At 45.3% G+C, this 25,895-nt stretch carries 22 protein-coding genes; 16 read left to right on the plus strand and 6 right to left on the minus strand.

Annotated features, from left to right (window positions below; genetic code table 11):
* The first annotated feature begins 79 nt into the window (after nucleotides 1–79).
* The 3 genes from pnp (at nucleotide 80) to CSH93_RS00800 (ending at nucleotide 3,195) form a co-directional block, all read left to right on the plus strand.
* Nucleotides 80–2,215: a polyribonucleotide nucleotidyltransferase gene (pnp, locus tag CSH93_RS00790; RefSeq protein WP_100640928.1), complete on the plus strand. Its 2,136-nt coding sequence runs from the start codon at nucleotides 80–82 to the stop codon at nucleotides 2,213–2,215.
* A gap of 78 nt (nucleotides 2,216–2,293) precedes the next feature.
* Nucleotides 2,294–2,881, plus strand: coding sequence for an HD domain-containing protein (locus CSH93_RS00795; RefSeq protein ID WP_100640930.1), 588 nt, complete (start codon nucleotides 2,294–2,296; stop codon nucleotides 2,879–2,881).
* 11 nt (nucleotides 2,882–2,892) lie between these two features.
* Nucleotides 2,893–3,195, plus strand: coding sequence for a DUF1244 domain-containing protein (locus CSH93_RS00800; RefSeq protein ID WP_100640932.1), 303 nt, complete (start codon nucleotides 2,893–2,895; stop codon nucleotides 3,193–3,195).
* Here the strand turns inward: CSH93_RS00800 and CSH93_RS00805 are convergent.
* Complete coding sequence (locus CSH93_RS00805; RefSeq protein WP_100640935.1) at nucleotides 3,192–3,599, minus strand: cytidine deaminase; 408 nt, start codon at nucleotides 3,597–3,599, stop codon at nucleotides 3,192–3,194. The two genes, CSH93_RS00800 and CSH93_RS00805, sit on opposite strands and share 4 nt — an antisense overlap.
* Nucleotides 3,600–3,694: 95 nt before the next feature.
* Here CSH93_RS00805 and nlpI point away from each other — a divergent pair, with 95 nt between their 5' ends.
* Both nlpI and CSH93_RS00815 read left to right on the plus strand, forming a co-directional pair.
* Nucleotides 3,695–4,579 carry a lipoprotein NlpI gene (gene nlpI, locus CSH93_RS00810; RefSeq protein WP_100640937.1) on the plus strand — a complete coding sequence of 295 codons (885 nt, stop codon included), beginning with the start codon at nucleotides 3,695–3,697 and terminating at the stop codon, nucleotides 4,577–4,579.
* Nucleotides 4,580–4,594: 15 nt separating this feature from the next.
* The gene (locus tag CSH93_RS00815; protein ID WP_100640952.1) at nucleotides 4,595–6,124 is read left to right on the plus strand and encodes a tetratricopeptide repeat protein; all 1,530 of its coding nucleotides are present in this window, start codon (nucleotides 4,595–4,597) and stop codon (nucleotides 6,122–6,124) included.
* A gap of 48 nt (nucleotides 6,125–6,172) precedes the next feature.
* On the opposite strand, the gene cysZ is transcribed toward CSH93_RS00815, so the two are convergent.
* Entirely contained in the window at nucleotides 6,173–6,937 is a 765-nt protein-coding gene (gene cysZ / locus CSH93_RS00820) for a sulfate transporter CysZ (RefSeq protein ID WP_100640954.1), read from the minus strand.
* 156 nt (nucleotides 6,938–7,093) lie between these two features.
* Here cysZ and smc point away from each other — a divergent pair, with 156 nt between their 5' ends.
* The 3 genes from smc to ligA are packed head-to-tail and all read left to right on the plus strand — an operon-like array spanning nucleotide 7,094 to nucleotide 13,936.
* The gene (gene smc / locus CSH93_RS00825) at nucleotides 7,094–10,549 is read left to right on the plus strand and encodes a chromosome segregation protein SMC (RefSeq protein WP_100642295.1); all 3,456 of its coding nucleotides are present in this window, start codon (nucleotides 7,094–7,096) and stop codon (nucleotides 10,547–10,549) included.
* A gap of 18 nt (nucleotides 10,550–10,567) precedes the next feature.
* Nucleotides 10,568–11,890: a cell division protein ZipA gene (zipA, locus tag CSH93_RS00830; protein ID WP_100640967.1), complete on the plus strand. Its 1,323-nt coding sequence runs from the start codon at nucleotides 10,568–10,570 to the stop codon at nucleotides 11,888–11,890.
* A gap of 12 nt (nucleotides 11,891–11,902) precedes the next feature.
* Nucleotides 11,903–13,936 carry an NAD-dependent DNA ligase LigA gene (ligA, locus tag CSH93_RS00835; RefSeq protein WP_100640969.1) on the plus strand — a complete coding sequence of 678 codons (2,034 nt, stop codon included), beginning with the start codon at nucleotides 11,903–11,905 and terminating at the stop codon, nucleotides 13,934–13,936.
* A gap of 19 nt (nucleotides 13,937–13,955) precedes the next feature.
* Here the strand turns inward: ligA and CSH93_RS00840 are convergent, their stop codons facing one another.
* On the minus strand, nucleotides 13,956–14,471 hold the full coding sequence (locus CSH93_RS00840; protein ID WP_100640971.1) for a DUF2062 domain-containing protein: 516 nt from the start codon (nucleotides 14,469–14,471) through the stop codon (nucleotides 13,956–13,958).
* 23 nt (nucleotides 14,472–14,494) lie between these two features.
* On the opposite strand from CSH93_RS00840, the gene CSH93_RS00845 reads away from it, so the two are divergent.
* The 7 genes from CSH93_RS00845 (at nucleotide 14,495) to CSH93_RS00875 (ending at nucleotide 22,450) form a co-directional block, all read left to right on the plus strand.
* Entirely contained in the window at nucleotides 14,495–16,930 is a 2,436-nt protein-coding gene (locus CSH93_RS00845) for a DNA internalization-related competence protein ComEC/Rec2 (RefSeq protein WP_100640973.1), read from the plus strand.
* 64 nt (nucleotides 16,931–16,994) lie between these two features.
* On the plus strand, nucleotides 16,995–18,755 hold the full coding sequence (gene msbA, locus CSH93_RS00850; protein WP_100640975.1) for a lipid A export permease/ATP-binding protein MsbA: 1,761 nt from the start codon (nucleotides 16,995–16,997) through the stop codon (nucleotides 18,753–18,755).
* Nucleotides 18,755–19,780 carry a tetraacyldisaccharide 4'-kinase gene (gene lpxK / locus CSH93_RS00855; RefSeq protein WP_100640977.1) on the plus strand — a complete coding sequence of 342 codons (1,026 nt, stop codon included), beginning with the start codon at nucleotides 18,755–18,757 and terminating at the stop codon, nucleotides 19,778–19,780. Before msbA ends, lpxK begins: the two co-directional genes overlap by 1 nt.
* Nucleotides 19,770–19,970: a Trm112 family protein gene (locus CSH93_RS00860; protein WP_100640979.1), complete on the plus strand. Its 201-nt coding sequence runs from the start codon at nucleotides 19,770–19,772 to the stop codon at nucleotides 19,968–19,970. Before lpxK ends, CSH93_RS00860 begins: the two co-directional genes overlap by 11 nt.
* Nucleotides 19,963–20,730, plus strand: coding sequence for a 3-deoxy-manno-octulosonate cytidylyltransferase (gene kdsB, locus CSH93_RS00865; protein ID WP_100640981.1), 768 nt, complete (start codon nucleotides 19,963–19,965; stop codon nucleotides 20,728–20,730). Before CSH93_RS00860 ends, kdsB begins: the two co-directional genes overlap by 8 nt.
* 2 nt (nucleotides 20,731–20,732) lie before the next feature.
* Nucleotides 20,733–21,392: an SDR family oxidoreductase gene (locus CSH93_RS00870; protein ID WP_100640983.1), complete on the plus strand. Its 660-nt coding sequence runs from the start codon at nucleotides 20,733–20,735 to the stop codon at nucleotides 21,390–21,392.
* On the plus strand, nucleotides 21,386–22,450 hold the full coding sequence (locus CSH93_RS00875; protein ID WP_100640986.1) for a Kelch repeat-containing protein: 1,065 nt from the start codon (nucleotides 21,386–21,388) through the stop codon (nucleotides 22,448–22,450). The genes CSH93_RS00870 and CSH93_RS00875 overlap by 7 nt, the downstream gene beginning before the upstream one ends.
* A gap of 2 nt (nucleotides 22,451–22,452) precedes the next feature.
* Here CSH93_RS00875 and rimO read toward each other — a convergent pair whose 3' ends face one another.
* A complete protein-coding gene (gene rimO, locus CSH93_RS00880) occupies nucleotides 22,453–23,865 on the minus strand; it encodes a 30S ribosomal protein S12 methylthiotransferase RimO (RefSeq protein WP_100641002.1) in 1,413 nt (470 codons plus the stop codon).
* A gap of 82 nt (nucleotides 23,866–23,947) precedes the next feature.
* Here rimO and CSH93_RS00885 point away from each other — a divergent pair, with 82 nt between their 5' ends.
* Nucleotides 23,948–24,424, plus strand: a complete 477-nt coding sequence (locus CSH93_RS00885; protein ID WP_100641004.1) for a DUF2919 family protein — start codon at nucleotides 23,948–23,950, stop codon at nucleotides 24,422–24,424.
* Here the strand turns inward: CSH93_RS00885 and CSH93_RS00890 are convergent, their stop codons facing one another.
* Both CSH93_RS00890 and CSH93_RS00895 read right to left on the minus strand, forming a co-directional pair.
* Complete coding sequence (locus tag CSH93_RS00890) at nucleotides 24,425–24,832, minus strand: hypothetical protein (RefSeq protein WP_100641006.1); 408 nt, start codon at nucleotides 24,830–24,832, stop codon at nucleotides 24,425–24,427.
* 27 nt (nucleotides 24,833–24,859) lie between these two features.
* Nucleotides 24,860–25,765 carry a LysR family transcriptional regulator gene (locus CSH93_RS00895; RefSeq protein WP_100641008.1) on the minus strand — a complete coding sequence of 302 codons (906 nt, stop codon included), beginning with the start codon at nucleotides 25,763–25,765 and terminating at the stop codon, nucleotides 24,860–24,862.
* Between the last annotated feature and the right edge of the window lie 130 nt (nucleotides 25,766–25,895).

Consider the following 25,895-nt stretch of genomic DNA (forward strand, 5'->3'; position numbering starts at 1 on the left):
GCATAGCCATAGCGTGTGATGACCGGTATACTATGCGCCGCATTAAAAAGCGATAATAGATTAATAGAAAGGAATAATAGTGAATCCTATTACAAAAACATTTACGTATGGACAACATACGGTCACCTTAGAAACAGGTGTAATTGCACGTCAAGCATCAGCTGCTGTTATGGCGAGCATGGACGACACTTCAGTGCTAGTCACTGTCGTTGGTAAAAAAGAAGCGAAAGAAGGTCAAGACTTTTTCCCGTTAACAGTAAATTATCAGGAAAAAACATACGCTGCGGGTAAAATCCCAGGTGGTTTCTTCAAGCGCGAAGGTCGTCCTTCAGAAAACGAAACCCTAACGGCACGTTTAATCGATAGACCGATTCGTCCGCTTTTCCCTGAAGGGTTTAAAAACGAAGTGCAAGTTGTTATCACGGTGGTTTCTTCAAACCCAGAGATCCCAACTGACATTATTTCTATGATCGGTACATCTGCTGCGTTAGCTATTTCAGGTATACCTTTCAATGGCCCAATTGGTGCTGCTCGTGTTGGCTACACTGATGGTCAGTACATCCTTAACACGCGTGCATCTGAGCAAGAACAGAGCGAGCTAGACCTCGTAGTTGCCGGTACTCAAGGTGCCGTATTGATGGTTGAATCAGAAGCCAACATGCTGAGCGAAGACGTTATGCTTGGCGCAGTAATGTTCGGTCACGAGCAGATGCAAGCCGTTGTCAATGCAGTAAATGAGTTTGCAGCAGAAGTTGCTACGCCTAAATGGGAATGGCAGCCAGAAGCTGAAAATACAGAATTAAAAGATAAAGTAGCTGCGCTTGCTAAAGAAGGCATGACAGCGGCTTATCAGATTTCTGACAAAATGGAGCGTAAAGATGCAGTAACTGCCGTTACTGAGAAAGCGCTAGCGGAAATCTTAGCTGCAGATGCAGAGCAAGACAGCAATGAAGTGCTTGGCTTATTGCATGACCTTGAAAGTGAAGTTGTTCGTTCTCGTATTTTAGCGGGTGAGCCACGTATCGATGGTCGTAGCCCAGACATGATCCGTGCATTAGACGTAGCAACAGGTTTATTGCCACGTACACACGGTTCTGCTTTGTTTACACGTGGTGAAACGCAAGCCTTGGTTGTAGCAACTTTAGGTACTGAGCGTGATGCACAGATGATCGACGAGCTAGCTGGTAAGCGTGATAGCCGTTTCATGTTGCACTATAACTTCCCTCCATACTGTGTTGGTGAAACTGGCATGATCGGTTCACCTAAGCGTCGTGAAATTGGTCACGGCCGTTTAGCGAAGCGTGGTATTCAAGCGGTTATGCCGACTGAAGCTGAGTTCCCGTATGTTGTGCGTGTGGTTTCAGAAATTACTGAATCAAACGGTTCATCGTCTATGGCGTCAGTTTGTGGTACTTCATTAGCACTTATGGATGCTGGTGTACCGATTAAAGCATCAGTTGCGGGTATCGCAATGGGTTTGGTTAAATCTGATGACAACTTCGTCGTATTATCTGACATTCTAGGTGATGAAGATCACTTGGGTGATATGGACTTTAAAGTAGCGGGTACAACTAATGGTATTACCGCTCTTCAAATGGATATCAAGATCGAAGGTATTACGCAAGAAATCATGCAACAAGCACTTAAGCAAGCAAAAGAAGCACGTTTGCATATCTTGGGTGTAATGGATGAAGCTATCTCTGGTCACCGTGAAGAAATGTCTGAATTCGCACCACGAATTTATACACTGAAGATTGACCAAGATAAGATCCGTGATGTCATTGGTAAAGGTGGCGCCATGATCCGTTCAATCACTGAAGAGTCTGATACCAACATCGAAATTGAAGATGACGGTACTATCAAAATCTTCGCGACTGAGCGTGCTAAAGCCGAAATTGCGATTGCTAAAATTGAACAAGTTACGGCAGAAATTGAAGTAGGCAAAACGTACCACGGTAAAGTGACGCGTATTGTTGATTTCGGTGCATTCGTTGAAGTGTTGCCAGGCAAAGAAGGCCTTGTTCACATCTCACAAATTGCTCACGAGCGTGTAGCTAAGGTATCTGATTACCTTTCAGAAGGTCAGATGGTTGACGTGAAAGTAATGGAAATCGATCGCCAAAACCGTGTTCGTTTAAGCATCAAAGAGTTGCTAGAAAAGCCGGTAAAAGAAGAAGCTGAAGAGTCAAATGACGAGCCAAATGGCAATCAGTAATCTCTTGTAATGTTCTTAAAAAGCCAGCCTTGCGCTGGCTTTTTTATGTCAAAAATTAAGTAGAAAGAGTTGTTACATATGTTGGAACAGCAGTTAGCATTTATTCAAGAACTGGATAAATTAAAAGCGGTTTATCGAAAAGCGCTTATTAAGAATGACAACAATCGATACGAAAACAGTGCCGAACACAGTTGGCATATCGCCCTTATGGCTCAAGTTCTATCACCCTACGCGGAGGAACCTATCGACATCGGTCGCGTTATATTAATGCTTTTGATCCACGATATCGTAGAAATAGATGCCGGTGATACCTTTGCATTTGCGCCTACTGAAATGTTAGCGCAACAATCTGACAAAGAAATGCTAGCAGCAAAACGTATTTTCGGTTTATTACCTGAAACACAGGCGCAAACCCTATTGAGTTTATGGTGTGAGTTTGAAGCAGCAGAGACTGCCGATGCCTGTTTCGCCAAAGCGATGGACCGCGTGTTGCCGCTGATACAAAATATGCAAAATGGCGGTGGCAGTTGGTCGCAAAATAAGGTTAAAAGACAACAAGTTATCAATCGAAATAAACATTTAGAACGATCTGCGCCGAAACTCTGGTCGTATGTACTTGAACAAATTGATTTAGCCACACAAAACGGATGGCTAACCGAAGAGTAAGGAATACGTCTATGGAAAATGAAACCACACTGAAAATTGAATCAGCTGTATTTAACCGCCTGCTTCAACACCTCGATGAAAATAAGGATGTGCAAAATATAGACTTGATGATTCTCGCTGACTTTTGCCGGAATTGTTTGGCTAAATGGTACGTGGCGGCTGCTAAGGAACAGGATGTTTCTGTAGACTATGAACAAGCCAGGGAACGTATATACGGTATGCCCTATAGCGAGTGGAAAGAGAAGTTTCAACAACCTGCATCGCCTGAACAGATCGCCGCGTTTGAAAGTCGTCAGGCGAAAAAAGGTTGTTAATTTAAGCTGAAGCTGGCGGGAAGAAGCTCACCAACTGTCAGAATTTCATACTGCCCAGAGTGACTTTGCATGGTTACTTTGACTTCTGGCTGGCTAAATTCAGCCAGCTTTTGTCGACAACCACCGCATGGATAGCACGCTTGATCAGCGCTACCTACGATAAAGACCTCATTGATTGAAGTGGCACCATCCGCGATCATTGCACTGATAGCACCGCCTTCAGCGCAAGTACCTAACGGGTAAGCTGCATTTTCAACATTACAGCCGGCGTAAATTTTACCATTGGATGCCAAAATTGCGGCACCCACTTTAAAGTTGGAGTAGGGCGCGTAGGCGTTTTCTTGAACTTTTAATGCAGCGTCACGCAATGCTGTTTGTGTTGCAGATATTTTGCTAGTATTCATAGAACATCATTTAAATTGTTAGTGTCCTTTTTAACATGAAATAGGCTAGTTCGCATAGTCTTGAAAGGGCCACGTCTTTACCCAAAAGGTTTACGTTGCAAAAACTTATCTTCACGATTGTATTGATACTGTTACTACTGGGCGGCTGTGCTCAAGTACCGCAAGAAAGAACTGCTCAGATGGGCAATCTATTATTGGTTGAGCCTATTCCGGCCAATCCGCGCACTCAATTGGCCATTGCGCGTTTTAACTACATTCTGAATCAAGCGGATATCGCCGAACAGGAGCGGGCAGAACTTTTGTATCAGCGTGGAATGCTGTATGACAGCATCGGCCTTACCAGTCTCGCGCAGTTTGATTACAGTCAAGTTTTGCAATTGCAGCCGACTATGGCTGAAGCGTACAACTCTATTGGTATCCATTACACCCAGCAGCAAGAATTTATACAGGCGTATGAAGCGTTCGACTCATCAATAGATTTAAAGCCGGAATATGAATACGCGTTCTTGAATCGAGGCATTGCACTGTATTACGGCGGTGAGCCTAGATTGGCCGTAGATGATTTAACTCGCTTTAGAGACAATGATGCGTCTGACCCATACCGTGCGATTTGGTTGTATATCGCTCAGCGGGAAGTCGACCCCGTTGCAGCAAAGCAAGCTCTGCGAGAAATAAGACCACAATTGAATCCAGAGATGTGGGCAAATTACATCGTTGATTTTTACCTAGAAGACATCGATGAAAGCACGCTATTGGGCTTATTAATTGAAAATATCTCGAATCGTACTGAACTCAACAATCGTGTATGCGAAGCTTATTTCTACATTGGCAAGTATCACAGTGCGTTAGGTCATCGTGGCAAAGCCAGCAATTATTTCAAGCTCGCACTGAGCACTAACGTGTATGAGTTCGTTGAACATCGCTATGCTAGGCTGGAACTGGAGCGACTTAGCGAACGCACCGAAACAACGGATTCATAGGGGCAAATTGCCTAAATGAAGCGCTATCTAAGCATTGCCGCTGTATGCAGCGCGATACTCGTTTGCTTGCCGTCTTCACAGTCCTTTGACGCGCAATATCTGCACTTGTTAACCGGTGATGAACGCGCACAGCTTGAGCTTAAGCGTCTTCACTTCGGTGTGGATGGCGACATTTCAAAATTGCGTGATATTGCTGTTCGTGCTGGCGATGACTACTGGTTAATGGAGTTAGCCTCAAAAGATGACGTCACGTCAATGCTGGTGTTAGCTGAACGCAGTACCAGAGAATCTACACGCATAAACTGGTTAGCTCGCGCTGCTAATCTCGGCTCTGCTGAGGGGCAGTTTCAACTTGCACTAGAGTCAGACAGTGTCAATAAGCGCTTGTCTTTATTGTTATCCAGTGCGCAGGCAGGGCATCTGCCTGCACAACACGCGTTGGCAAACTGGTTTATCATGAATCAGTCCGTCGATGACGCATTGCCATGGTTAGAAAAAACGGCGAATCATTACCCTGACGACGCATTTGCTTTGGCTAAATATTATTGGCAGATGGCTCGAGTTGAGGAAGCAAAAGCGTATTTTTTGCTTGCTAAAGACATGGGAGAGCAACGTGCTGAGTCTTATTTACAAACTGTAATTGAAGGTCCCTCCACAGTTGATGCCATTGTTTCGAGCAAGATGGTATATACCAATATTGATCGCACACCCTCCGATACAAAAGCCTGCGCTATGAACTTATTGCCTGTTGCGAAAAGTCTAGCGAATCAAGTACAAGCGCAACAGATGATCACACAATTGCAACAAGACAAACGGCTTTCCTCACTGCCTATTTGTGTTAGTCCGCCAGTGTGGCTTGAAGATAGTGAATTGACCTGTGAGGTTAAATTACGTTCTGGGGCACAGCGAATGATGTGTGATCTAACCCAGCTTGAACCAATCGTGACACAACATAATGTTACCCATGTGATTGTGTTTAACCCTGTTGGGCGGGCATACGTCGACATGGGCGCTATGTATTTGGACTTGAATGACACCTATGCCGTATTCGTACATGAACTCGCTCATTTTGCGGGTTTTGCTGACGAATATCCCATGTCTGAACATTTAGCTGATATTCATTGTGAGCAGCAAACCGCGCCCAACTTATTATTTGCTGGTGAAATTGCCTACGAACCCCATACACGTGCGGCAGAATGGCAACGGATTATCGAATTAAGTGATGGAAAATCTTTGGGGATCCACTCTGCTCGAACCTGCAATAATGTCAATCGTAAGGCTTATAAGCTCACTGCTGCACGCACATTTTTGGAGTTTCACGACAGTGAATACATTCCGGAAGTGTATCGTACTTTGTGGCGAGAGCAGTTGTTGGCAAAGCGGCAATGGTACCCAGTATCGATTAATATTGCCCACCTGTACCAGGAGCGGGGAATGCAATCATCGGCATCCCATTGGTTTAACGTAGCCTACAATCAAAGCCTACAACCAGCAGAGCAATTACAAGGCGTTATCGATCAGAACGCTGAAATTGCGCCAAAGTAAATGGACATGACCTAGCGGTCACGCCCAGTAGAAACGTCAGGGTCAACGTTAGTCTTTAGGTAAAGGTGGATATTGATTGCGGAATTGGTCAACCCACATGGCAGTGGCACCACATATCGCAACTGGCATGACTAAAAAATTCAAGATAGGAACCATAGACGCGACGCTGACCATCATACCAAATGAGAAGCTTCGGCTTCTTTTTTGCTGCAGCGCGTGCTTCATTTCAGCGAAACTAACCTTATGATTATCAAATGGATAATCACAGTACTGAATAGCCATCATCCAAGCTGAAAATAAAAACCATATCACTTGGCCAAATACCGGCACGAATAAAAATATTAAGAAGAAACCGATTGCACGTGGTAAATAGTACACGAGTTTCGAAAACTCTCGGCCAAGCGTGCGGGGAATATCTTTTATAATTGATAGCAGACCTTCATCGCCGAGATCTTGCCCTGTTAAATGCCGTTCTACTTTTTCTGATAGTAAACCATTGAAGGGAGCGGCTATCCAATTTGCCAGTGTGCCAAATATTAACGCGAAGACTAATAACACGCTAATGACCGCAAGAGGCCATAAGATAAAGGCCAAAACTTCTTTTAACCAGCCTAGCCATTCAGGAATTAAATTAACCAGCCACGTAATGCTACTGGCTATTTCACCAAATAAAAAATAAAACGCGGTAATGAATAACACTAAGTTAATCGCAAGAGGGACCAGTACAAAGCGTTTTATACCTTTGGTTTGGATGAGTGAAAAGCCACTCATAAAATAACTCATTCCGCTGACATTGGGGCTATTGTTGTGCATGAAACCTCTGTTGTTGCATCTTCTCAGATAAAGTGTATCGAGAATTTCATCAGTATGAAAAGGCCAATTGTTACAAGTGATTAGTTTTGTTACATTCGAGGTAATTGATGTTGAGTTATGCAACCTTCGCTCAATGAGTATAAGAAAAATAAACCCATGCGCTTAAAACGAATAAAGCTGGCTGGCTTTAAATCATTTGTCGACGCCACAACGATCCCATTTCCAGGTGAAATGACTGCGATAGTGGGACCGAATGGTTGCGGCAAGTCAAATGTGATTGATGCCGTTCGTTGGGTGTTGGGGGAAAGCTCGGCAAAGAATTTGCGTGGTGATGCAATGACTGACGTTATTTTCAACGGCAGTTCGGCGCGCAAGCCGGTGTCACAATGTAGTGTAGAACTCGTATTCGACAATACCTCCAATCGCGTGCAGGGCGAATTTGCTAAATACAATGAGCTCTCGGTTAAGCGCATCGTAACGCGCGATGCAGTTTCCACTTACTTACTTAATGGCACTAAATGTCGCCGTCGAGATGTTACCGATATATTTCTTGGTACAGGCTTGGGCCCTCGCAGCTACGCAATCATTGAACAGGGTATGATTTCACGCCTTATTGAATCTAAACCTCAAGAATTGCGAGTATTTATAGAAGAAGCTGCGGGCATATCTAAGTATAAAGAACGAAGACGAGAAACTGAAAATCGCATACGCCATACCCGAGAGAATCTAGAACGTTTATCAGATGTAAGAGGAGAGTTAGCCACGCAACTCGACAAGTTGCAGCGACAAGCTGCGGCAGCAAAACGTTATAAAGAACTTAAACGGCGTGAGCGCGAATTAAAAGCGCAATTGGCGGCTATGCGTTGGTTAGGATTCAGCGAAAAAGTCAGTACTTTGCAGCAACAAATTGAGGAAGGTGAAACACAAATAGAGTCTCTGATAGCAGAACAACGTGGTGACGAAAGAAAGTTAATCGAGCAGCGACAACGGCAGTTTGAATTAAAACAAGCTTTGGATGCGCTGCAGAAGAAAATGTTTGATGTCAGTACAGAAATCGCGCGATTAGAGCAGAATCAAAAGTTCGTAACCCAACGTTCAGAACAGATCAATCGAGAACTGACTGAGCTGGAGGAAAAAGCGCTGCACCTGCGTGAAACCTATGAACAGAATCAGTTATTGTTAGAAGAGTTATTGGCGAGTGAAATCGAATTAGCTCCTGAACACGAGATGAGTTTGGAGCGATTGACGGTTGCGACGGAACAGCGCGATAGCGCTGAAACAGCCTTGATGGAGTTTAATCAGCAGTTTCGCCAACAGGAACAGACTTATCAACAGTTAAAGCAACAAAGTCAATCTTGTCATAGTCAAATTCAATCCACTATGAGCATGCAGTTACGCACGCAACAACGCTTAAGTGAAGTCACAAATGAGCTGGAGCAATTGTCACATGATCATGTGATCGAGCAGCTAGAGAGTATGCAAGAGCAATTGCTTATCTGTGATCATCAACTTGCAGATGCACAGCAAAATGAACAAGAGTTACAACATAAAAAAGTGACCCAAGCCGATGTTGTTAAAGATTATCAAGAGCAATTAAACCAGCATCAGCAGCATCAGCACAGACTTAGCGCAGAGCGCGAGGCCCTGCTTAGTCTGCAGCAAGAGCAAGATGAGTTTGTAATTGACGATCCCGGGGTTGTGAGTGTGTGGCAATCTATCCGGGTTAAAGCCGGAGCAGAAGCCTTGGTGGACACAGCAATGGCCAGCTTGCAATCAGCCTATGTAATAGATAATGAAGACCAGATAAAACACGAGTGGAACCAAGCAGGCCATTTATCGTTATTACTCAGTGACTACTGGACATCAGAAAAAGAGGCCGGCAGTGTTGCCGCATTGATAGAATCTTCGCAAGTACCAGTGCGATTCAATCATATCTTTGTCGCCGACGATCGAGATCATGCAGATACGTTAGCCAAGGAATTGCAGCCACACCAATGGGCGATCACTGCAGACGGATATTGGCGTGGTAAGGATGCGGTTATCTTTGCTTCCAATATCAAGCAAGGTGGCGCAAGCCGAGCCGCAAAGATAGAAAAATTGTCGATGCAAGCAGATGAGCAAGCAGACAAAATTGCCGGATTAAGTGAGCAACTCAGCATCGCGATGCTAGAAAATGAGCAGTTGCTTCAGGCCGCTAGCGATGCTGACCATGCGGTGCGTCAAGCACAGTTAGCAAAACAACAACTGCAAAGCCAAGTCGGTATGCTTGAATTACAAGCAGAACAAACAGCGGCGCGACAGCGTAAGCTTGCAGAAGACAAGGAAGTACAGCAGCAGTTACTGGATAAAGAACAGTTACAACTCGAAGAGTTGTCAGTAAAGCTCGAAGTTATAGAGGAGCAGCTCCTCGACCATGAATCAAGTCAATTGCATGCTGAAAGTGATCGCGAAAAAATGGAATTAAAAGTGCAAGACTCTCGCGCACAAGTTGAGCAGTTAACGCAACAAAAACACCAATTGGATATTCAGTACCAACAATTAAAAAATCAGATTGAAGGTGCAAAGCAGCAACTGGATATTCAACGTCAACAAGTTCAGGATACTGAGCAACGTCAGCAATCGTTGCAGCAGGAACTATCAGAACTGCACCAACCTCAAGACGCTAGTGATGCGCGTATTGCAGAATTATTGGCAATGCGAGAGACGTTGAGCGTAGAGCAACGAGATAAAAGCGATGATTTGGCCCAAGTCGAAGCCGTAATCAACGATGCACAACGCGATTCTCAAGGTTTGAATGAACGTTTACAGCAGCGTCGCTCTCAATTAGAAAGTTTAAAGTTGGAATCTCAAGGGTTTCAAGTAAGAGCCTCTGGGGTTTTGGAACAATTTGCTGAAACGCAGCAGAACCTTAAAACAACCTTGGAAACTCTGCCGCCAGAAGCTGAAGAAGGCGCATGGCAAAATGAGCTTGAGAAAACCCAAGCGGGCATAAGCCGGTTGGGGGCTGTAAACCTTGCTGCCGTGGAAGAATTTGAGGCACAAGCGGAGCGCAAGCAGCACTTAGATACTCAGTTTGATGATTTGCAGGCGGCATTGGACACCCTCGAAGATGCAATCCGTAAGATTGATAAAGAAACGAAAACCCGATTCAGACACACGTATGATCAGGTAAATGATGATCTTAAACAGCTGTTCCCAAAAGTGTTTGGCGGCGGCAGTGCCTATCTTGACTTAACCGGAGATGATTTACTTGAAACCGGTGTGACAATCATGGCACGGCCACCCGGCAAGAAAAATAGTACTATTCATCTCCTCAGTGGTGGAGAAAAAGCGCTAACCGCATTATCATTAGTATTTGCGATTTTTAGATTGAATCCTGCACCGTTTTGTTTGTTGGACGAAGTCGACGCTCCGCTAGATGATGCGAACGTAGCGCGTTTTTGTCGTTTAGTGTCTGAGATGTCGAAAACCGTGCAGTTTATTTACATCACCCATAATAAAATCGCGATGGAAATGGCGGAACATCTAACCGGGGTAACCATGGCAGAGCCCGGTGTGTCACGTATGGTGGCAGTAGATGTTGAAGAAGCTGTAGCCATCGCAAATGCATAACAAAGGGCGAGTGTCTTAATGGAAGACTTACGATTTGCGCTATTAGTGGTCGGTGGCTGTGCCATTTTAGCTATTCTTGCACATGGTTTGTGGAGTTTACGAAAAGGAAATTCCAAACCGGCTAATAAGCCACGTATAGAACCGGCTCAGCAACAGTCTCGTGTAGAAGGTTTTGACGAGTTTGGGTTAGGGGAAGTACGCGTTGTCAGCCAATCTAAAGTCAATGAGCCAAGCAAACAAACTAGCGCTTTCGATGAAGAAGATCCATACGAGTCCGTTGAAGCGCCGAGTTTTTCATCTTTAAATGAGAACGAAGAGCTTGAGCCTGACCCGGTGCCATTGATCCAGGATGAAGACATTGACTCACTAGGTGCGCATACAGATTTACCTAACAACAGTAAAAAAGACTCACAGGACGCTGTGGTTGATAAAGAGACGAGCAGCGTTAAGGTAGAGCCAGAAAAACCTAAAAAGTTATATGCATCAGTCGTATCTAATCCTAAACCGACGATGGTTAAACCAGAAGAAAAGGTTGAAGCAACGGTTACGCCCATAGCACAGCATACTATCCCAGAGCCGCCGCCGTTTTTATTACAAGAAGACGATTTAACCGTTACTGAAAGCTCAAAAGCAGAAACGCCCACAGCGTCTGAAAGCGATCATGAGGTCGAGGACTTTAGTCTCGATCAAGCGCCATTAGAGCCGAACAACACTGAAACCGTCGGTGTCTCAGACAATCAAGACGTTGCAAGCGTTGAAGATAAAAAGCCTGCGCCCCGCAAGCGCACTAAGTCAATGTTCAGAAAGCGAATTGAGCCCACGCTAGGTGATGACCAAATGCGCATGTCGTTTGACGAAGAACGCAATATCGAAAACGTTGACGAAGTGCAGAATGATGCTCCACCGCCTGAGCAGGAAGTCTTGGTGTTAAATGTAAGAGCTCCTCAAGGAGAGGAAATCCCAGGCGCTGCTTTACTGCCGATGTTGCTAACCCTCGGTTTTAAGTTTGGCGATCAGGATATTTTTCATCGTCATGTTAACAGCAACGGTAAAGGTCCGGTGCTGTTTAGTTTGGCGAACATGTTTAAACCAGGTGTGTTTGATATCGACAACCTAGAAAATTTCACTACGCAAGGCGTATCGTTATTTATGATCTTACCAATCGAAGGTGATCCACATCAGGTTTTCAATATGATGCACAATGCAGCACGTAAACTCGCAGAAGAGTTTTCTGGGCAAATTTTAGATGGACGACGCAGTGTATTGACTAAGCAGGGTCTTCAACAATATGTTGAGAAGATCAGAGAGTTTGAGCGTCGACGTATGATCTCACGAACTTAAAACCGACTAACAATGACAAGTATAGATAACTCTACCCAGGCGCGAGTTGATTTTTTGCGCGCGCAGTTAAGTGAACATAACTATCACTATTACGTTTTAGATGATCCCAAAGTACCTGACGCGGAATATGATCGTTTGTTTCGGGAACTGCAAAATTTAGAGTCCGAACATCCTTCAATTGTTACACCTGAATCGCCAACCCAGCGTGTTGGGGGAGCGCCATTGAGTGCTTTTGATCAGGTAGAACACGAAATGCCGATGTTGTCGTTAGACAATGCATTTGATGATGATGAGTTAGATGCCTTTGTTAAACGTATCAGCGATCGCTTAAAGAGTGATAAAACTATTGTTTTTGCTTGTGAACCTAAACTTGATGGATTAGCGGTGAGCATCACCTATCAAAATGGGTCATTAGTGCGAGCTGCAACTCGAGGTGATGGGCGAGTAGGTGAGGATATTACCAGTAATGTCCGCACCATTAACTGTATTCCATTGAAGTTACGTGGCGATGATTTTCCTGAGCATCTTGAAGTCCGCGGCGAAGTATTTATGCCTAAAGCCGGCTTTGAGAGACTTAATGAAACGCAGCGAGCAGCAGGAGCAAAGGTGTTCGCAAACCCTCGCAATGCTGCAGCCGGTAGTTTACGACAATTAGATCCACGCATTACGGCCAAACGTCCATTGCAGTTTTTCGCATACTCAATTGGTGTGTGCACTGGTGAAGTAACACCGCTTGCTGCGAGTCATTGTCAGCGTTTACAACAGTTAGCTGATTGGGGTTTGCCAATTAATCATTTGATGCAGGCTGCTCAGGGAGCACAGGGCTGTATTGACTATTATGCGCAACTGAGTGAGCAGCGTGATGGCTTGGATTATGAAATTGATGGCATTGTGTACAAGGTCGATGACATTGATTTGCAGGCTCAACTGGGCTTTGTATCAAGAGCGCCACGCTGGGCGATTGCACGAAAATTTCCAGCACAAGAGGCCATTACAGAGCTGCTAGACGTAGAGTTTCAGGTCGGGCGAACCGGGGCGATTACGCCTGTTGCTCGTTTGAAGCCGGTATTCGTGGGGGGCGTTACCGTATCTAATGCGACCTTACACAATGCAGATGAGATTGCGCGTCTGGGTGTCATGATAGGTGATCAGGTTGTGATCCGCCGAGCTGGAGATGTAATACCACAGATCGTCTCAGTCGTTATGGATAAGCGGCCAGAGAGTACGAGAGAAATTGTGTTCCCAACAGCTTGCCCTGTATGCGACTCGCACATTGAAAAGCTCGAATCTGAAGCCGTTGCGCGATGTTCGGCAGGTCTGTTTTGTGCGGCACAACGAAAAGAAGCATTGAAGCATTTTGCCTCACGTAAAGCCTTTGATATTGATGGCCTGGGTGACAAATTGGTTGAGCAATTGGTTGATGCAGGGAAAGTAAAGACACCAGCCGATTTCTTTCATTTGACGGTTGCCGAACTTATTGGCTTAGATCGGATGGCAGAGAAGTCGGCAAGTAACTTAGTTACTGCGATTGAAAAAGCCAAACATACGACCTTTGCAAAATTCTTGTACGCACTGGGTATTCGTGAAGTGGGAGAAGCAACGGCAGCCAATTTAGCGTTACATTTTGGAGATTTGGACAGGGTCAAAGAAGCCAGTGTCGAAAAGCTCATTGAAGTGAATGACATTGGTGCAGTAGTAGCACAACACATAGCCCATTTCTTTGCTGAATCGCACAACCTAGAGGTTATCGATGCATTAGTTGACGTCGGTGTTAACTGGCCAGCGATTGAGCGCAAAGACGAGAGTGCATTGCCGTTGAATGGCAAAACGTGCGTGATCACCGGAACATTGTCAGCGATGGGACGAGATGAAGCCAAGCAACAGCTCATGGCATTAGGGGCAAAAGTAGCCGGTAGTGTCTCTGCTAAAACGGACTTTTTAGTGGCCGGCGAAAAAGCCGGATCTAAACTGTCTAAAGCGGAAAGCCTCGGTGTAGCAGTGTGGAATGAAGAACAGTTGCTGGCGTTTTTAGCGCAACATCAATAAATGACCAAGGCAGCGCCGATTACTTTCGGCGCTGTTGGCGCGCCTGCCAGGATTTCACTACAGACCAACGCCATAGCGCATTTAATCCGTAATACCCTACGATCCCGCCGATCACGGAGCAGATCGCACAGCCTAATAGGAAGGCCGGCCCAATGCTGGACAAACTATTTACTACCCATTCCCAGCTCAATTCAAACGCAAAGGTACTCATTTCGGCCCCCAGTACAGTACTGCCTATTTTATAAGCTGCGTAAAATATAGGGGGCATTGTAAAGGGGTTTGTGATCCATACGGTTGCAATGGAGAGTGGCAAATTTACACGGAACGGAATGGCTGCTGCCGCTGCTAACCACATCTGAAAGGGGACTGGCCAAAAGGCAAAGAATAGTCCGATGGCAAAAGCACCTGCGGCACTACGTCGATTCAAGTGCCATAAATTGGGATCATGCAACAGTTGACCAAACAATGCGATAAATCGGTTTTCAAGCACTGACTTATGGTCGGGTAATAAGCGACGAATAAACTTTTTAGGCATGATGGAGCAGCCACAGCGGATTCATGGAGCACGCAAAAACTTTTTGGCTTAAGCAGCCAGTGTCGCCGTTGCAATCAGTATTGCTAAGTTTCATTGGTGTTTACATCACTTCTATGTTGTGGCCGCGTTTACCCAGCATATTTGCTTTGGTTGTTGTAGCCACAATCGTTGCACTGCTCACGCTATGCATAATGCTTTGCCGGCGATTATATCGGAATTTAAATATTTTCCTATGCATAATCGGTGGGTTAAGCGGTCTTTTTTGGGCTTCAGTCGTAGGACATTGGTATTATACATGGCAGATACAGGGAATAGCGTTTCAGCAAAGTGTGGTTATTTCGGGACGGATAACAGAGGTTAAGCAAACACCTTTCGGGCTATCATTTTCATTGGCAGCAGATCGGATAGCAGAACATAATTTTGTATTTTCCCGACACATTCTCTTACGCTGGTTTGAACCCGATCAAACAGTTGAATACGGCGATCATGTTCGGCTAGTTACATCGCTAAAGCCGGCTCAAGGCTTGGGTAATCCACATAGCTTTGATTATAAACGCTGGTTGCTATCAAAAAATGTGATCGCGAGTGGGAATATAAAGGGCGGTGATATTAGCGTCGTATCTAAAAGTCTGCCAACACTGCGTCAGCAAATCATAAATAAAATTCAACAACTAGAGCTGTCCCATCAACGCTGGTTACTGGCGCTAACAATTGGTTATCGCGACCAATTAAGTGATGATGATTGGCAACTGTTACAGCGTACTGGACTGAGTCACTTATTCGCTATTTCAGGATTACATTTAACCGTCATTTCGGGCTTTATATTTGCTATTTTGGCACTTGGAATACGCGGTATCGGAGTGCTATTTGCATCAATAGCTTCAAAATCGGCCACTCAGACCAAAATATCCCAAAATCCATATAACGCATTGATAATTATAATAACAATGCTTGGTTCTTTAGGTTACGCGTACCTGTCTGGGTGGCAGATTCCAGTGGTCAGAGCGTTTTACACTTTGTGTATTGTCAGTACTTTACTGTGCGTTCGGTTGGTTCGCCATGCTACTACCATAATATTGGTTGCACTGTTTACAATCGTCTTATTTGAGCCTTACAGCATTTATGCGCTTTCATTTTGGCTAAGTGTATTTGCGGTATGCAGCATTGTGTTTATTGCTTGGCGATTAGATTGGTCCTCTAAATCGAGCATGTCTTGGCTAAAGCTAGCCATATTATCGCAAGTTTGTTTGACGTTTATGTTACTGCCTATGGGACTGTATCATTTCAATACGCTTTCTTTGGTTAGCGTATTTGCCAATCTAGCGCTAGTACCAGTTGTAACACTCATTTTGTTACCGTTGAGTTTAATGGCGGTAATGGCGCTTATGGCTGGCTTTGTGATGGGAGAAGAATTGCTCACATTGGCAAATTTAATCTTCCAGGTACTGATATCACTGCTAACTAGCATCAGTGAGTGGTCGATGTCTGCGCTGCAAGATATTGTGGTTCCTGTGTATGTGTTGGTATTTTCTTTTTCTGGTTTTGTTGTACTGGCGCTACCGACGTTTAAAACTCAACGTCGAACAACTGCGCTTTTGTTTGTGCCACTCTTGGTGAGTTTTTTGCCAAAAGAGCAAAGCCCAAATGATTGGCAGGTCCACGTGTTTGATGTTGGGCAGGGGACGGCTGTTGCGATCACACAAGGTCAACGTGCGTTACTTTATGATACTGGACCGGGTGTTCCTGAGCGCAGCAGTATTGCGCGTCAGGTTATTCTTCCATTTATGCATGCGCATGGGATCTACACTCTTGATTTTTTGATCGTCAGTCATTTTGATAATGATCATGCAGGGGGATTACATGACGTTTCAACAGCGCTTAGTATTCATCAGCATATTGATGCGCATGATTGCTCGCGCCGTGAACCTGTTATGTGGGGGCGGCTCAGTATTCAGGTGATGTGGCCAATTGCCGCGTCAAAGCATGCGCGAGAACAACAAGAGAATACCTATTCGTGTGTGGTTAAAGTGAGTGATGGCACTACAAGTGTATTATTAACAGGTGATATCGATAACGATGCTGAATTAGCGTTAGTGAGACATCAGGTTGCGACGCGTCAGGCTGATTTAAAGGCTGAAATACTGATCGCTCCGCACCATGGCAGTAAAACCAGTTCCAGCTATGCTTTTATAGGCGCTGTACAACCCGAACACGTGATATTTACGACTGGCTTTTTAAACCGTTGGGGCTTTCCAAATAAAGATGTTCAAAAGCGCTATGACCACCTTGAGATCAATACGCTCAATACAGCAAACGAGGGCTATATTCGATTTCGTATTGAATATTGTGAGCGAGACGCTAATCAAGCGCCATGCTACACGTACGCTCAGACTCAACCCATTACCTATGATTCCTTTAAACGGACGATCTCACCGCGATGGTATCGACAGATAAACTAAATGCTGGGGTTTATGCTTAATTCTGCGTACAATCAAACACACATTAAATTTGTTTTGCTGGTAGATGATTACAGATCAACAAAAGCCGAACGATCCGCGTCATGTAAAGCGTTTCTTCAGTTATCTCAAAGACTTTAAACTTCCTTTCATCATAGCCATCTTGGGCATGGTGGGTTATTCAGGCGTCGATACGTTTGTCTTTTTCCATTTACAACCGATTATTGACGAGAGCCTGGGTCAGAAAAACTACGATATGCTGCGGATGGCGGCCTATTTGATCGTGCCGATCTTTATTCTACGCGGCATTTTCAATTTTATGGGGAATTACTCGCTGGCTTGGGTCAGTACCCAAGTTGTAATGAAAATGCGTCAGCAATTATTTGATAAGTACATCCATTTGCCGGTTAGCTTTCACGACGAAAAATCTGCCGGTACTTTAATATCCAAAGTCACCTATGATACTGAACAGGTTGCAAATGCAGCGGGCAAGGCATTATTGATCCTTGTGCGCGATGGCGCGTTTGTTATCGGTCTTCTCGGCTCAATGTTCTATTACTCGTGGCAACTGTCTTCAATATTCTTACTTATTGCGCCTCTGGTAGCGATTATCGTGTCATTTGTCAGTAAACGTTTTCGTGCGGTCAGCCGCAATATTCAACAAGCCATGGGAAATGTCACGACAGCCGTAGAGCAAGCAGTTAAAGGCCATAAAGTGGTTTTAATGTTTGGTGGTCAATCGATCGAACATAACCGTTTTAAGGACAAAAATAACCACAATCGTCAGCAAAATATGAAGCTAACGAACACGTCGATACTCAGCGTTAGTGTTATTCAGATCATTGCGTCTATCGCATTGGCGGTAGTCCTGTTTATTGCCGGGACACCGGGCATGATCGACGATCTTAGTGCGGGCGTGTTTCTATCTGTGGTTATTTACATGGTTATGCTATTGAAGCCTTTGAAGCAACTCACTACTGTAAACAATGAGTTTCAACGCGGGATGGCGGCCTGTGCCAGTATTTTTGAAATACTGGATCAGGAAGAGGAAAAAAATAACGGCACCTTTGTGATGGAGCGAGCCAAAGGCCAAATCGATATCCAGCATGTTACGTTTCACTATCCGCAGCAAGCGCGTGCAGCGTTAAAGGACATCGATTTATCCATAATGCCAGGGCAATCAGTGGCATTAGTGGGGCGTTCTGGTAGCGGGAAATCAACCCTATCAAGCTTGCTGACACGGTTTTACTCACCGCAACAAGGTCAAATTCTGTTAGATGGTAAACCCTTAGATGAATTTGAATTAAAATCATTACGACGCCAATTCGCCTTGGTATCCCAGCAGGTCACGCTGTTTAACGATACGGTGGCGAATAATATCGCCTATGGTGCGCGTGCCAATGCGTCACGAGAAGAGATTATTGAAGCCGCAAAAATTGCCCATGTAGACGAGTTCGTACAACAACTTAGTGATGGCTACGATACGTTAGTGGGTGAAAACGGTTTGATGCTATCGGGTGGTCAACGCCAGCGTTTAGCCATCGCTCGTGCAATATTGGTTAATGCGCCGATTTTAATATTGGACGAAGCAACGTCAGCGCTGGATACCGAAAGTGAAAAACTTATTCAGGATGCGCTTGAACAGTTGCAAAAACGCTGTACCAGCATTGTGGTAGCGCATCGTCTATCGACGATTGAGAATGCTGATTTGATTGTTGTGATTGATCAGGGCCAAATTGTAGAGCAGGGTGCGCATAAAGCATTGTTGGCGAAAAACGGGGCCTATGCACAATTACATAACATGCAATTTGGTAACGACGACGCCTGATGAGTGTGCAAAAGCGTATCGAACAAGCCTGGTACCAAGGGGCAGCATGGACATATTGCTTATTTCCTTTGGCCATAATATTCGCCTTTATAACCGCAATAAGACGGGCGTGTTATCGCTGGGGGATATTGTCATCGTCTAAGCCACCTATACCTGTCATTGTTGTGGGAAACCTCAGCGTAGGGGGAAATGGTAAAACGCCGGTGGTGTTAGCCTTATGCGAGTATTTGTCGAGCCTGAATCGAAAAGTTGGCGTCTTGAGTCGCGGTTACGGCGGCATGCAACGTCAATTTCCCTATTGTGTAAGCCCAAAGGATAGCGCTGAATTAGTCGGTGATGAGCCAGCGCTTATGGCTCGCCGAGTTAACTGCAACGTGGTCATTGATCCAAACCGTCAACGCGGTGCCGACTATTTATTTCAAATGGGATGCGACATTATTGTGTGTGATGATGGATTACAACACTACGCATTGAAGCGTGACATTGAATGGGTCGTCATGGATGAACGATTGACCGGCAACGGGTTTTTATTACCCATGGGACCGTTGCGTGAGGGCATAGGCCGTTTAAAGTCTGTTGATGGCGTCATCGTGAATGGAAATGCGAACGTCGCTATGGATGTTGCGTATGTTGCCCATATGAGTTTACATGCCGATCAAATCGTCAACGTGGGCGATCCGTCTTTACGTATGAGCGTTGAAGAATTTAAACAACGATATTCCAACGTGACCGCTGCCTGCGCAATTGGTAATCCGCAACGCTTTTATCAAACCCTTAGTGCATTGACGGTTAACGTCAGTCAGCAAAAAGAATTCCCCGATCATCACCAATTTACACCTGATGATTTGCCTCCATCAGCGTTGATCATGACCGAAAAAGATGCAGTGAAATGTGCACCTTTTGCGCATCCAGACTGGTGGTATTTACGAGTTTCGGCTAGTTTACCAGACTCTTTTTATAATAGAGTGAAGCAATTAGTTTCACATGCTGATGCAAACACAGTGAGAAAAATAAATGGCATTTGATAAGAAACTTCTAGACGTAATAGCCTGCCCAGTGTGCAAAGGAAAATTGTTGTTTAGACCTGAGCAACATCAGTTGATTTGCCGGTTTGACCGCTTAGCATTTCCCATTAAGGACCATATTCCGGTGTTATTGGAAAATGAAGCGACTACATTAAGCCTCGATGAAATTGAAGCGTTGAAACATGACTGATACAGCCAGCTTTCCATTTATTGTTATCATTCCTGCTCGATATGGGTCAACTCGCTTCCCGGGGAAACCGCTTGCGATGATCCAAAACAAGCCGATGATCCAACATGTTGTAGAGCGTGCAATAGAAGCTAAGGCTGATAAGGTTATCGTTGCTACGGACGACCAGCGTATAGCGGATGCCGCGATGGGGTTTGGCGCTAACGTTTGCATGACGCGCAGTGATCATCAATCTGGCACTGAACGACTGGCAGAAGTAGTCGAAAAAGAAGGACTGGCACCTGAAAGCATAGTAGTCAATGTGCAAGGGGATGAACCTTTTATTCCTGCGGCTAACATCCGTCAAGTGGCCCAAAATTTGAGTACGCGAGCGCAATGTGCAATGGCAACATTGGCGACACCCATTACTGAACTAGATGACCTGCAAAACCCCAATGTGGTAAAGGTTGTCGCGGACCGATTTGGGCATGCTATGTATTTTAGTCGAGCCTCCATTCCGTTTGATCGTGATGGCATCGTGGAAGCGCATAAAGGCTTGTTTATGCGCCATATTGGTATATACGCCTACCGCGCATCGTATATTCAGCAATATGTCGATTACCCAGCCAGTGCGTTAGAAAAAATAGAGTCACTCGAACAGTTACGGGCGTTATGGAACAACGATAAGATCCATATTGAACTCGCAAAAGAGCCACCCCCAACGGGTATTGATACGCCAGATGATCTGGCTCGTTTAAACCAACAATTGACCAAAGGAGCGTAAATATGAATGTTGTTATTACCGGCGCAAATCGTGGTATTGGCCTTGCCATGGTGCAGGCATACCTAGAGCGTGGCGATAAAGTTTATGCACTTTGCCGCCATGCGTCTGAAGAGTTGAAGCAGACAAATGCGCATATTATAGAAGGCGTGAACATGCTAGATCCTGACGCGCTACCGGATGCGTTATCGAGTCTTCGCTCTACCCAAATTGATATTTTAATCAATAATGCAGGTGTGTTGGCGAGAGAATCTGTTGAGAATTGGAGTCCTGCGACCATTGAGCAACAATTCAGAGTAAATGCACTTGGCCCGTTGTTGGTCACTCAGGCGCTACTACCGAGTCTAACCTCCGGCAGTAAAGTGGCCATGATAACCTCTCGCATGGGGTCGATGGCCGATAATGGCTCGGGAGGCTATTACGGTTATCGCATGTCAAAAGCGGCGTTGAATGCAGCTGGTGTTAGCTTAGCAAGAGATTTGCATGCTGATGGCATTGCGGTTGCGCTATTGCATCCCGGGTATGTGCAAACTGAAATGGTTGGCTACGGCGGTGATATCGACACTAAAACCGCGGCTACGCGTTTACAACAGCGTGTTGATGAATTGAATTTGGAAAACAGTGGTCACTTCTGGCATAGCAATGGGGAATTACTGCCATGGTAAAACCGCGTCGGGGAGTGTGGGCTGCGTTAATGCTAACCTGTGGTCTAGTTTCAGCTAGCCAAGCCTTTGGCGAGACCTTGAGCGAATCTGCCAGTAAGGCTGACAGCAACACTCAGAGCGAATCTACACACTGGCAGGTCGCAGCAGCGTTACCGATTGCAACGCAAGAAATCTATCCTGCGTTGCACGATGGGAAACTGGTCGTGGCGGGTGGTCTAACACCAAGCGCTACGGCTGAATGGATGGGTGTAAGTGATCGGGTCTTTGCCTATTCATTTGACGTTGACGAGTGGGTCGAGTGGCCGTCACTACCTGAACCTCGCCACCATCCGATGCTCATTGATCTAGAGCAGGGATTATATAGCTTTGGTGGCTTCACTCAGAACGATAAAGGCCTATGGCACAATTCTACCGATGTACTAAAGCTTACAGATAGTGGCAAATGGCAGACGATCTCTTCAATGCCGATACCACTGTCTGAATCATTGATCAGTGTCCATAATGGTGTGGTTCATCTGGTGACGGGACGAACGCCGTTGGAAGCGAACAACAATGCACAATGGCGGGACCATGGTGATACTGCTCAGCATTGGATGTATGACATTGAGTCAAACCGCTGGGCACAGGGTGCTAGTGCACCAACAGCGCGCAATAGTGCTTGTGCTGTTGTGATTGATAACCGCTGGCACACCATCGGTGGTCGCACTGTTGGTGGTGGAAATTTAGCGGTGCATGAAGTGTATGATTTTACTACTCAGCAATGGCAGACACTACCATCGTTACCGCAGGCGCAGGCTGGACTAGCGTGTGCTGCGATAGGTAAGCAAATTTACGTATTTGGCGGTGAATATTTCGATAATGGCGGTGGTGTGTATGAGACGGTTTGGCAGTACGATACGCAGCAAGCTTTATGGCGTGAAGCTAGCGTAATGCCGTTACCACGTCATGGTCTTGGTGCCATAACCCATCAACAAAAAATATACGTGGTTGCGGGTGCAGCAAAAGCCGGCGGAAATGAAACGTCCAATCGAATGAGTATTTTCACACCGGCACAATAAGGTTACTGATCCTCAGAGAGCACGGCCCAACAATCGTGCTGATCCGTATGGATGATTTCTGCCCATACTCGTTCTCCCGGTTGAAGGTGATGCACACCATTTAGGTGGACGACACCATCAATTTCGGGTGCGTCTGCATAGCTTCTACCAACTGCGCCTTCAGCATCAACTGAATCAATCACGATCTGGTATTCATTACCAACACGCTCGGCTAAGCGCTGCGCACTGATTTCACTTTGTACCTGCATAAAACGTTCTAGTCGTTGCTCTTTAACATCTTCTGGAACAGGATCAGGCAAGTTGTTGGCTGCCGCACCTTCCACCGCGGAGTAGGGGAAACATCCGACACGGTCTAATTGTGCTTCACGTAAGAACTGCAATAGTTCTTCAAATTCTTCCTCTGTTTCACCGGGAAAGCCCACGATGAATGTTGAGCGAATGATCAGCTCAGGGCATTGTTCACGCCACTTGCGGATACGTTCAATGGTACGTTCTGCGCTGCCCGGTCTCTTCATTAGGCGCAATATACGCTTATTAGCATGTTGGAAGGGGATATCCAAATAGGGCAGTATTTTACCTTCTGCCATTAACGGAATTAGATCATCGACGTGAGGGTATGGGTAAACGTAATGTAAGCGCACCCACATGCCCATTTCTCCCAGTTTTTCACACAACTGCTGCATATGCGCTTTAACGGGCATACCGTTCCAAAAGCCAGTGCGGTGTTTAGTATCAACGCCATAAGCACTGGTATCTTGTGATATTACCAAAAGCTCATTGACGCCAGCGCCTTGCAGGCGTTTTGCTTCGTCGAGAATTTCTCCAACTGGGCGGCTAACCAGATCACCACGCATGGACGGTATGATGCAGAATGTACAGCGGTGATTGCAGCCTTCCGAAATTTTCAAATAAGCAAAATGTCGCGGGGTTAATTTAACCCCGTGATCCGGTACTAAGTGCATAAACGGGTTATGTTCAGGTTTGGGCAAATGTTGGTGAACTTGCTCAACCACTGTTTCATAAGCGTGTGGACCGGTAATAGCCAATACATTCGGGTGAACTTCACGGATTTCATCTTCTTTGATGCCAAGGCAACCGGTGACAATCACCTTACCGTTTTCCGCTAATGCTTCACCGATGGTATCCAGTGATTCTTGAACAGCGGCGTCAATAAAACCGCAGGTATTCACTATGACTAAGTCAGCGTCGTTATAGGTTGGTACTACATCATAACCTTCGGTGCGTAATTGCGTCAGGATGCGTTCTGAATCAACGAGGTTTTTGGGGCAACCTAAACTGATAAAACCAATACGACTGCCAGTACCGTGATTTGCGCTTTCCGCCTGTTCAGATAAGACTTTTTTGGGGGTATCCAAGGTCGTGGTTTTCTTGGGATCGACAATTTCTACTGTCATACACGTGGACCATTCGTTTAAAATTGGCGCTATTATACTTACCTTGTGCTAATTGGCTAAATAAAAGCGCTCAGGAGCCACGTTGTCGACACCATCACGATTACCTTTTCCGCTGCATTGTTATGATGAGTCAGGGCATTTAAAACCACCACTATTAATGTATGTGGCCTGTATTTGGCTAGCTAAGGCATTGTTACTTATGATTATTTCGGTATCTATGCGTGAGAATCCCAGTGCACTGATAGAGTTGTATTATCCCAGTAGCCATGAATGGTACGTGAACATTGTCCCTGCAATGCCCGGAATTGCAGTGTTTATACTCCTTGGGGGGCGAGAAAAACTACGCAAACAGCCCATTTGCTGGCAATGCTTCACCCGCACCATACTGCTTTTAGGGTTGTTATTGAGCCTTATTATTCAGGCGAAGGGGATTTGGGACAATCACGGTTATTTTAGTTGGCGCTTGTCGGTATCGGTTTTGTTGACACTGACCTTTGTAGTTTATCTGTCACGGAGTAAACGGGTTGGTGCATACGTCCGTGACGCTTCAGTTGAATGATTACTGAGTATTGTTTTCCAGCGCTTTGTCAAAATAAGCTTTGACACTGATGGTACTGTCATTCACCAAACGTTCGTAGCAAATGCCCGCAAATGCGTATGAGCGGTTATTGTAATCAAGCACGACGTACGGCGCAGATGGATCAGAAACATCATAGCGCCATTCACCACCGAGAGATTTTTTGAACACTTCACCAACATAGGCACCGTATATATTGCAAAGGGTGAATACGGCTTGATCTTCAAGTGCGCTGTCTTGGTACTTGTCGAGAAAACTCAATAATACATCGTCTACCTGACTTATGCTGTCGGGGCTGCCGTCTAAATCAATCCCAAATTCTTTGTGAGTTGTTTCAACCGCGTTTTTGGCGCTATCAGCCATGAGTGCGTTGAGTTCTTGTTGATCCATGCGAGCGATGCCTTATTGTTTTTGTGCTTATTGTGCAGAAGAAGAATCAATTTGTCGATTATCGATAATGATCGATGCCAGCAATTGACTACCGGGACCGATATTGTCAGGCGAGGGAATAACGAGAAAAGACGATATACGCCTAAATGAGCTGCCTTCAATGTTCAATTGTACTAGATTACCAGCAGTGAGATGTTCGCAAACCACATGTTTAGGTAACCAACAAAATCCCATGCCGCGTAATAAAAAACCGATGGCACTGTCAAATTGACTTACCGTCCAACGTTGTTCGGATTTTAACCACCCCTGACTTTCAACAGGGGCAGTGCCAGTATCTTTTATCACGATTTGTAAATGCTGCTGTAATTCATTGGGATCAATGGGGCTTGGTAGATTCGCTAATGGATGCTGGGGCCCACATACGGCAATAAAATCAATCATCGCGAGAGGTTCTCCGAGAAATCCTTTGGGTACATTTGAAGCAATTACCAGATCTGCTGATTTGTTTACGATGATCTCATTCGTGCCCGTTAGCACGGTGTCGGTTATTTTTACCCGGCTACCACGAGAAAGGGGCAGAAAGTCACACAAACAGTCGTAAATGATGTCTCGTGGAAATGCGAGTTCAACCGCCAGTGATATTTCCGGCTCCCATGCTTGCTGAATGTTACTCGCCAGTGACTCAAGTTCCTCTGCATTCTGTGTGATATAACGCGAACGCCGTAACATAACTTCACCAGCTTCGGTGAGAAAAGCCTTTCGCCCCTTAATCTCAAGTAATTCAACGCCTAACTGACGCTGCAATTTTGCAACGGCATGGTTCAGAGAAGATTGGCTTTTATTGAGTTTCTCTGCTGCGTGGGCATAACCACCGTAATCGACTACAGCTTGCAGAATTCGCCATTGTTCCAGTGTGGTTTTGTGTCTATACATGAAAAAACAACATGGTATTGAATCACTTAATACTGAACCAAGCATGACGTGGAATCAACTTGTTGAGTGCAGTGCCGAAAATATTGAACGACTTGTAGCAGTCTCTCGTATAGAGGTAAAAGGAGTAGTT

The sequence above is a fragment of the Neoalteromonas facilis genome (assembly GCF_002807665.1).
Classification (GTDB): domain Bacteria; phylum Pseudomonadota; class Gammaproteobacteria; order Enterobacterales; family Alteromonadaceae; genus Alteromonas_E; species Alteromonas_E facilis.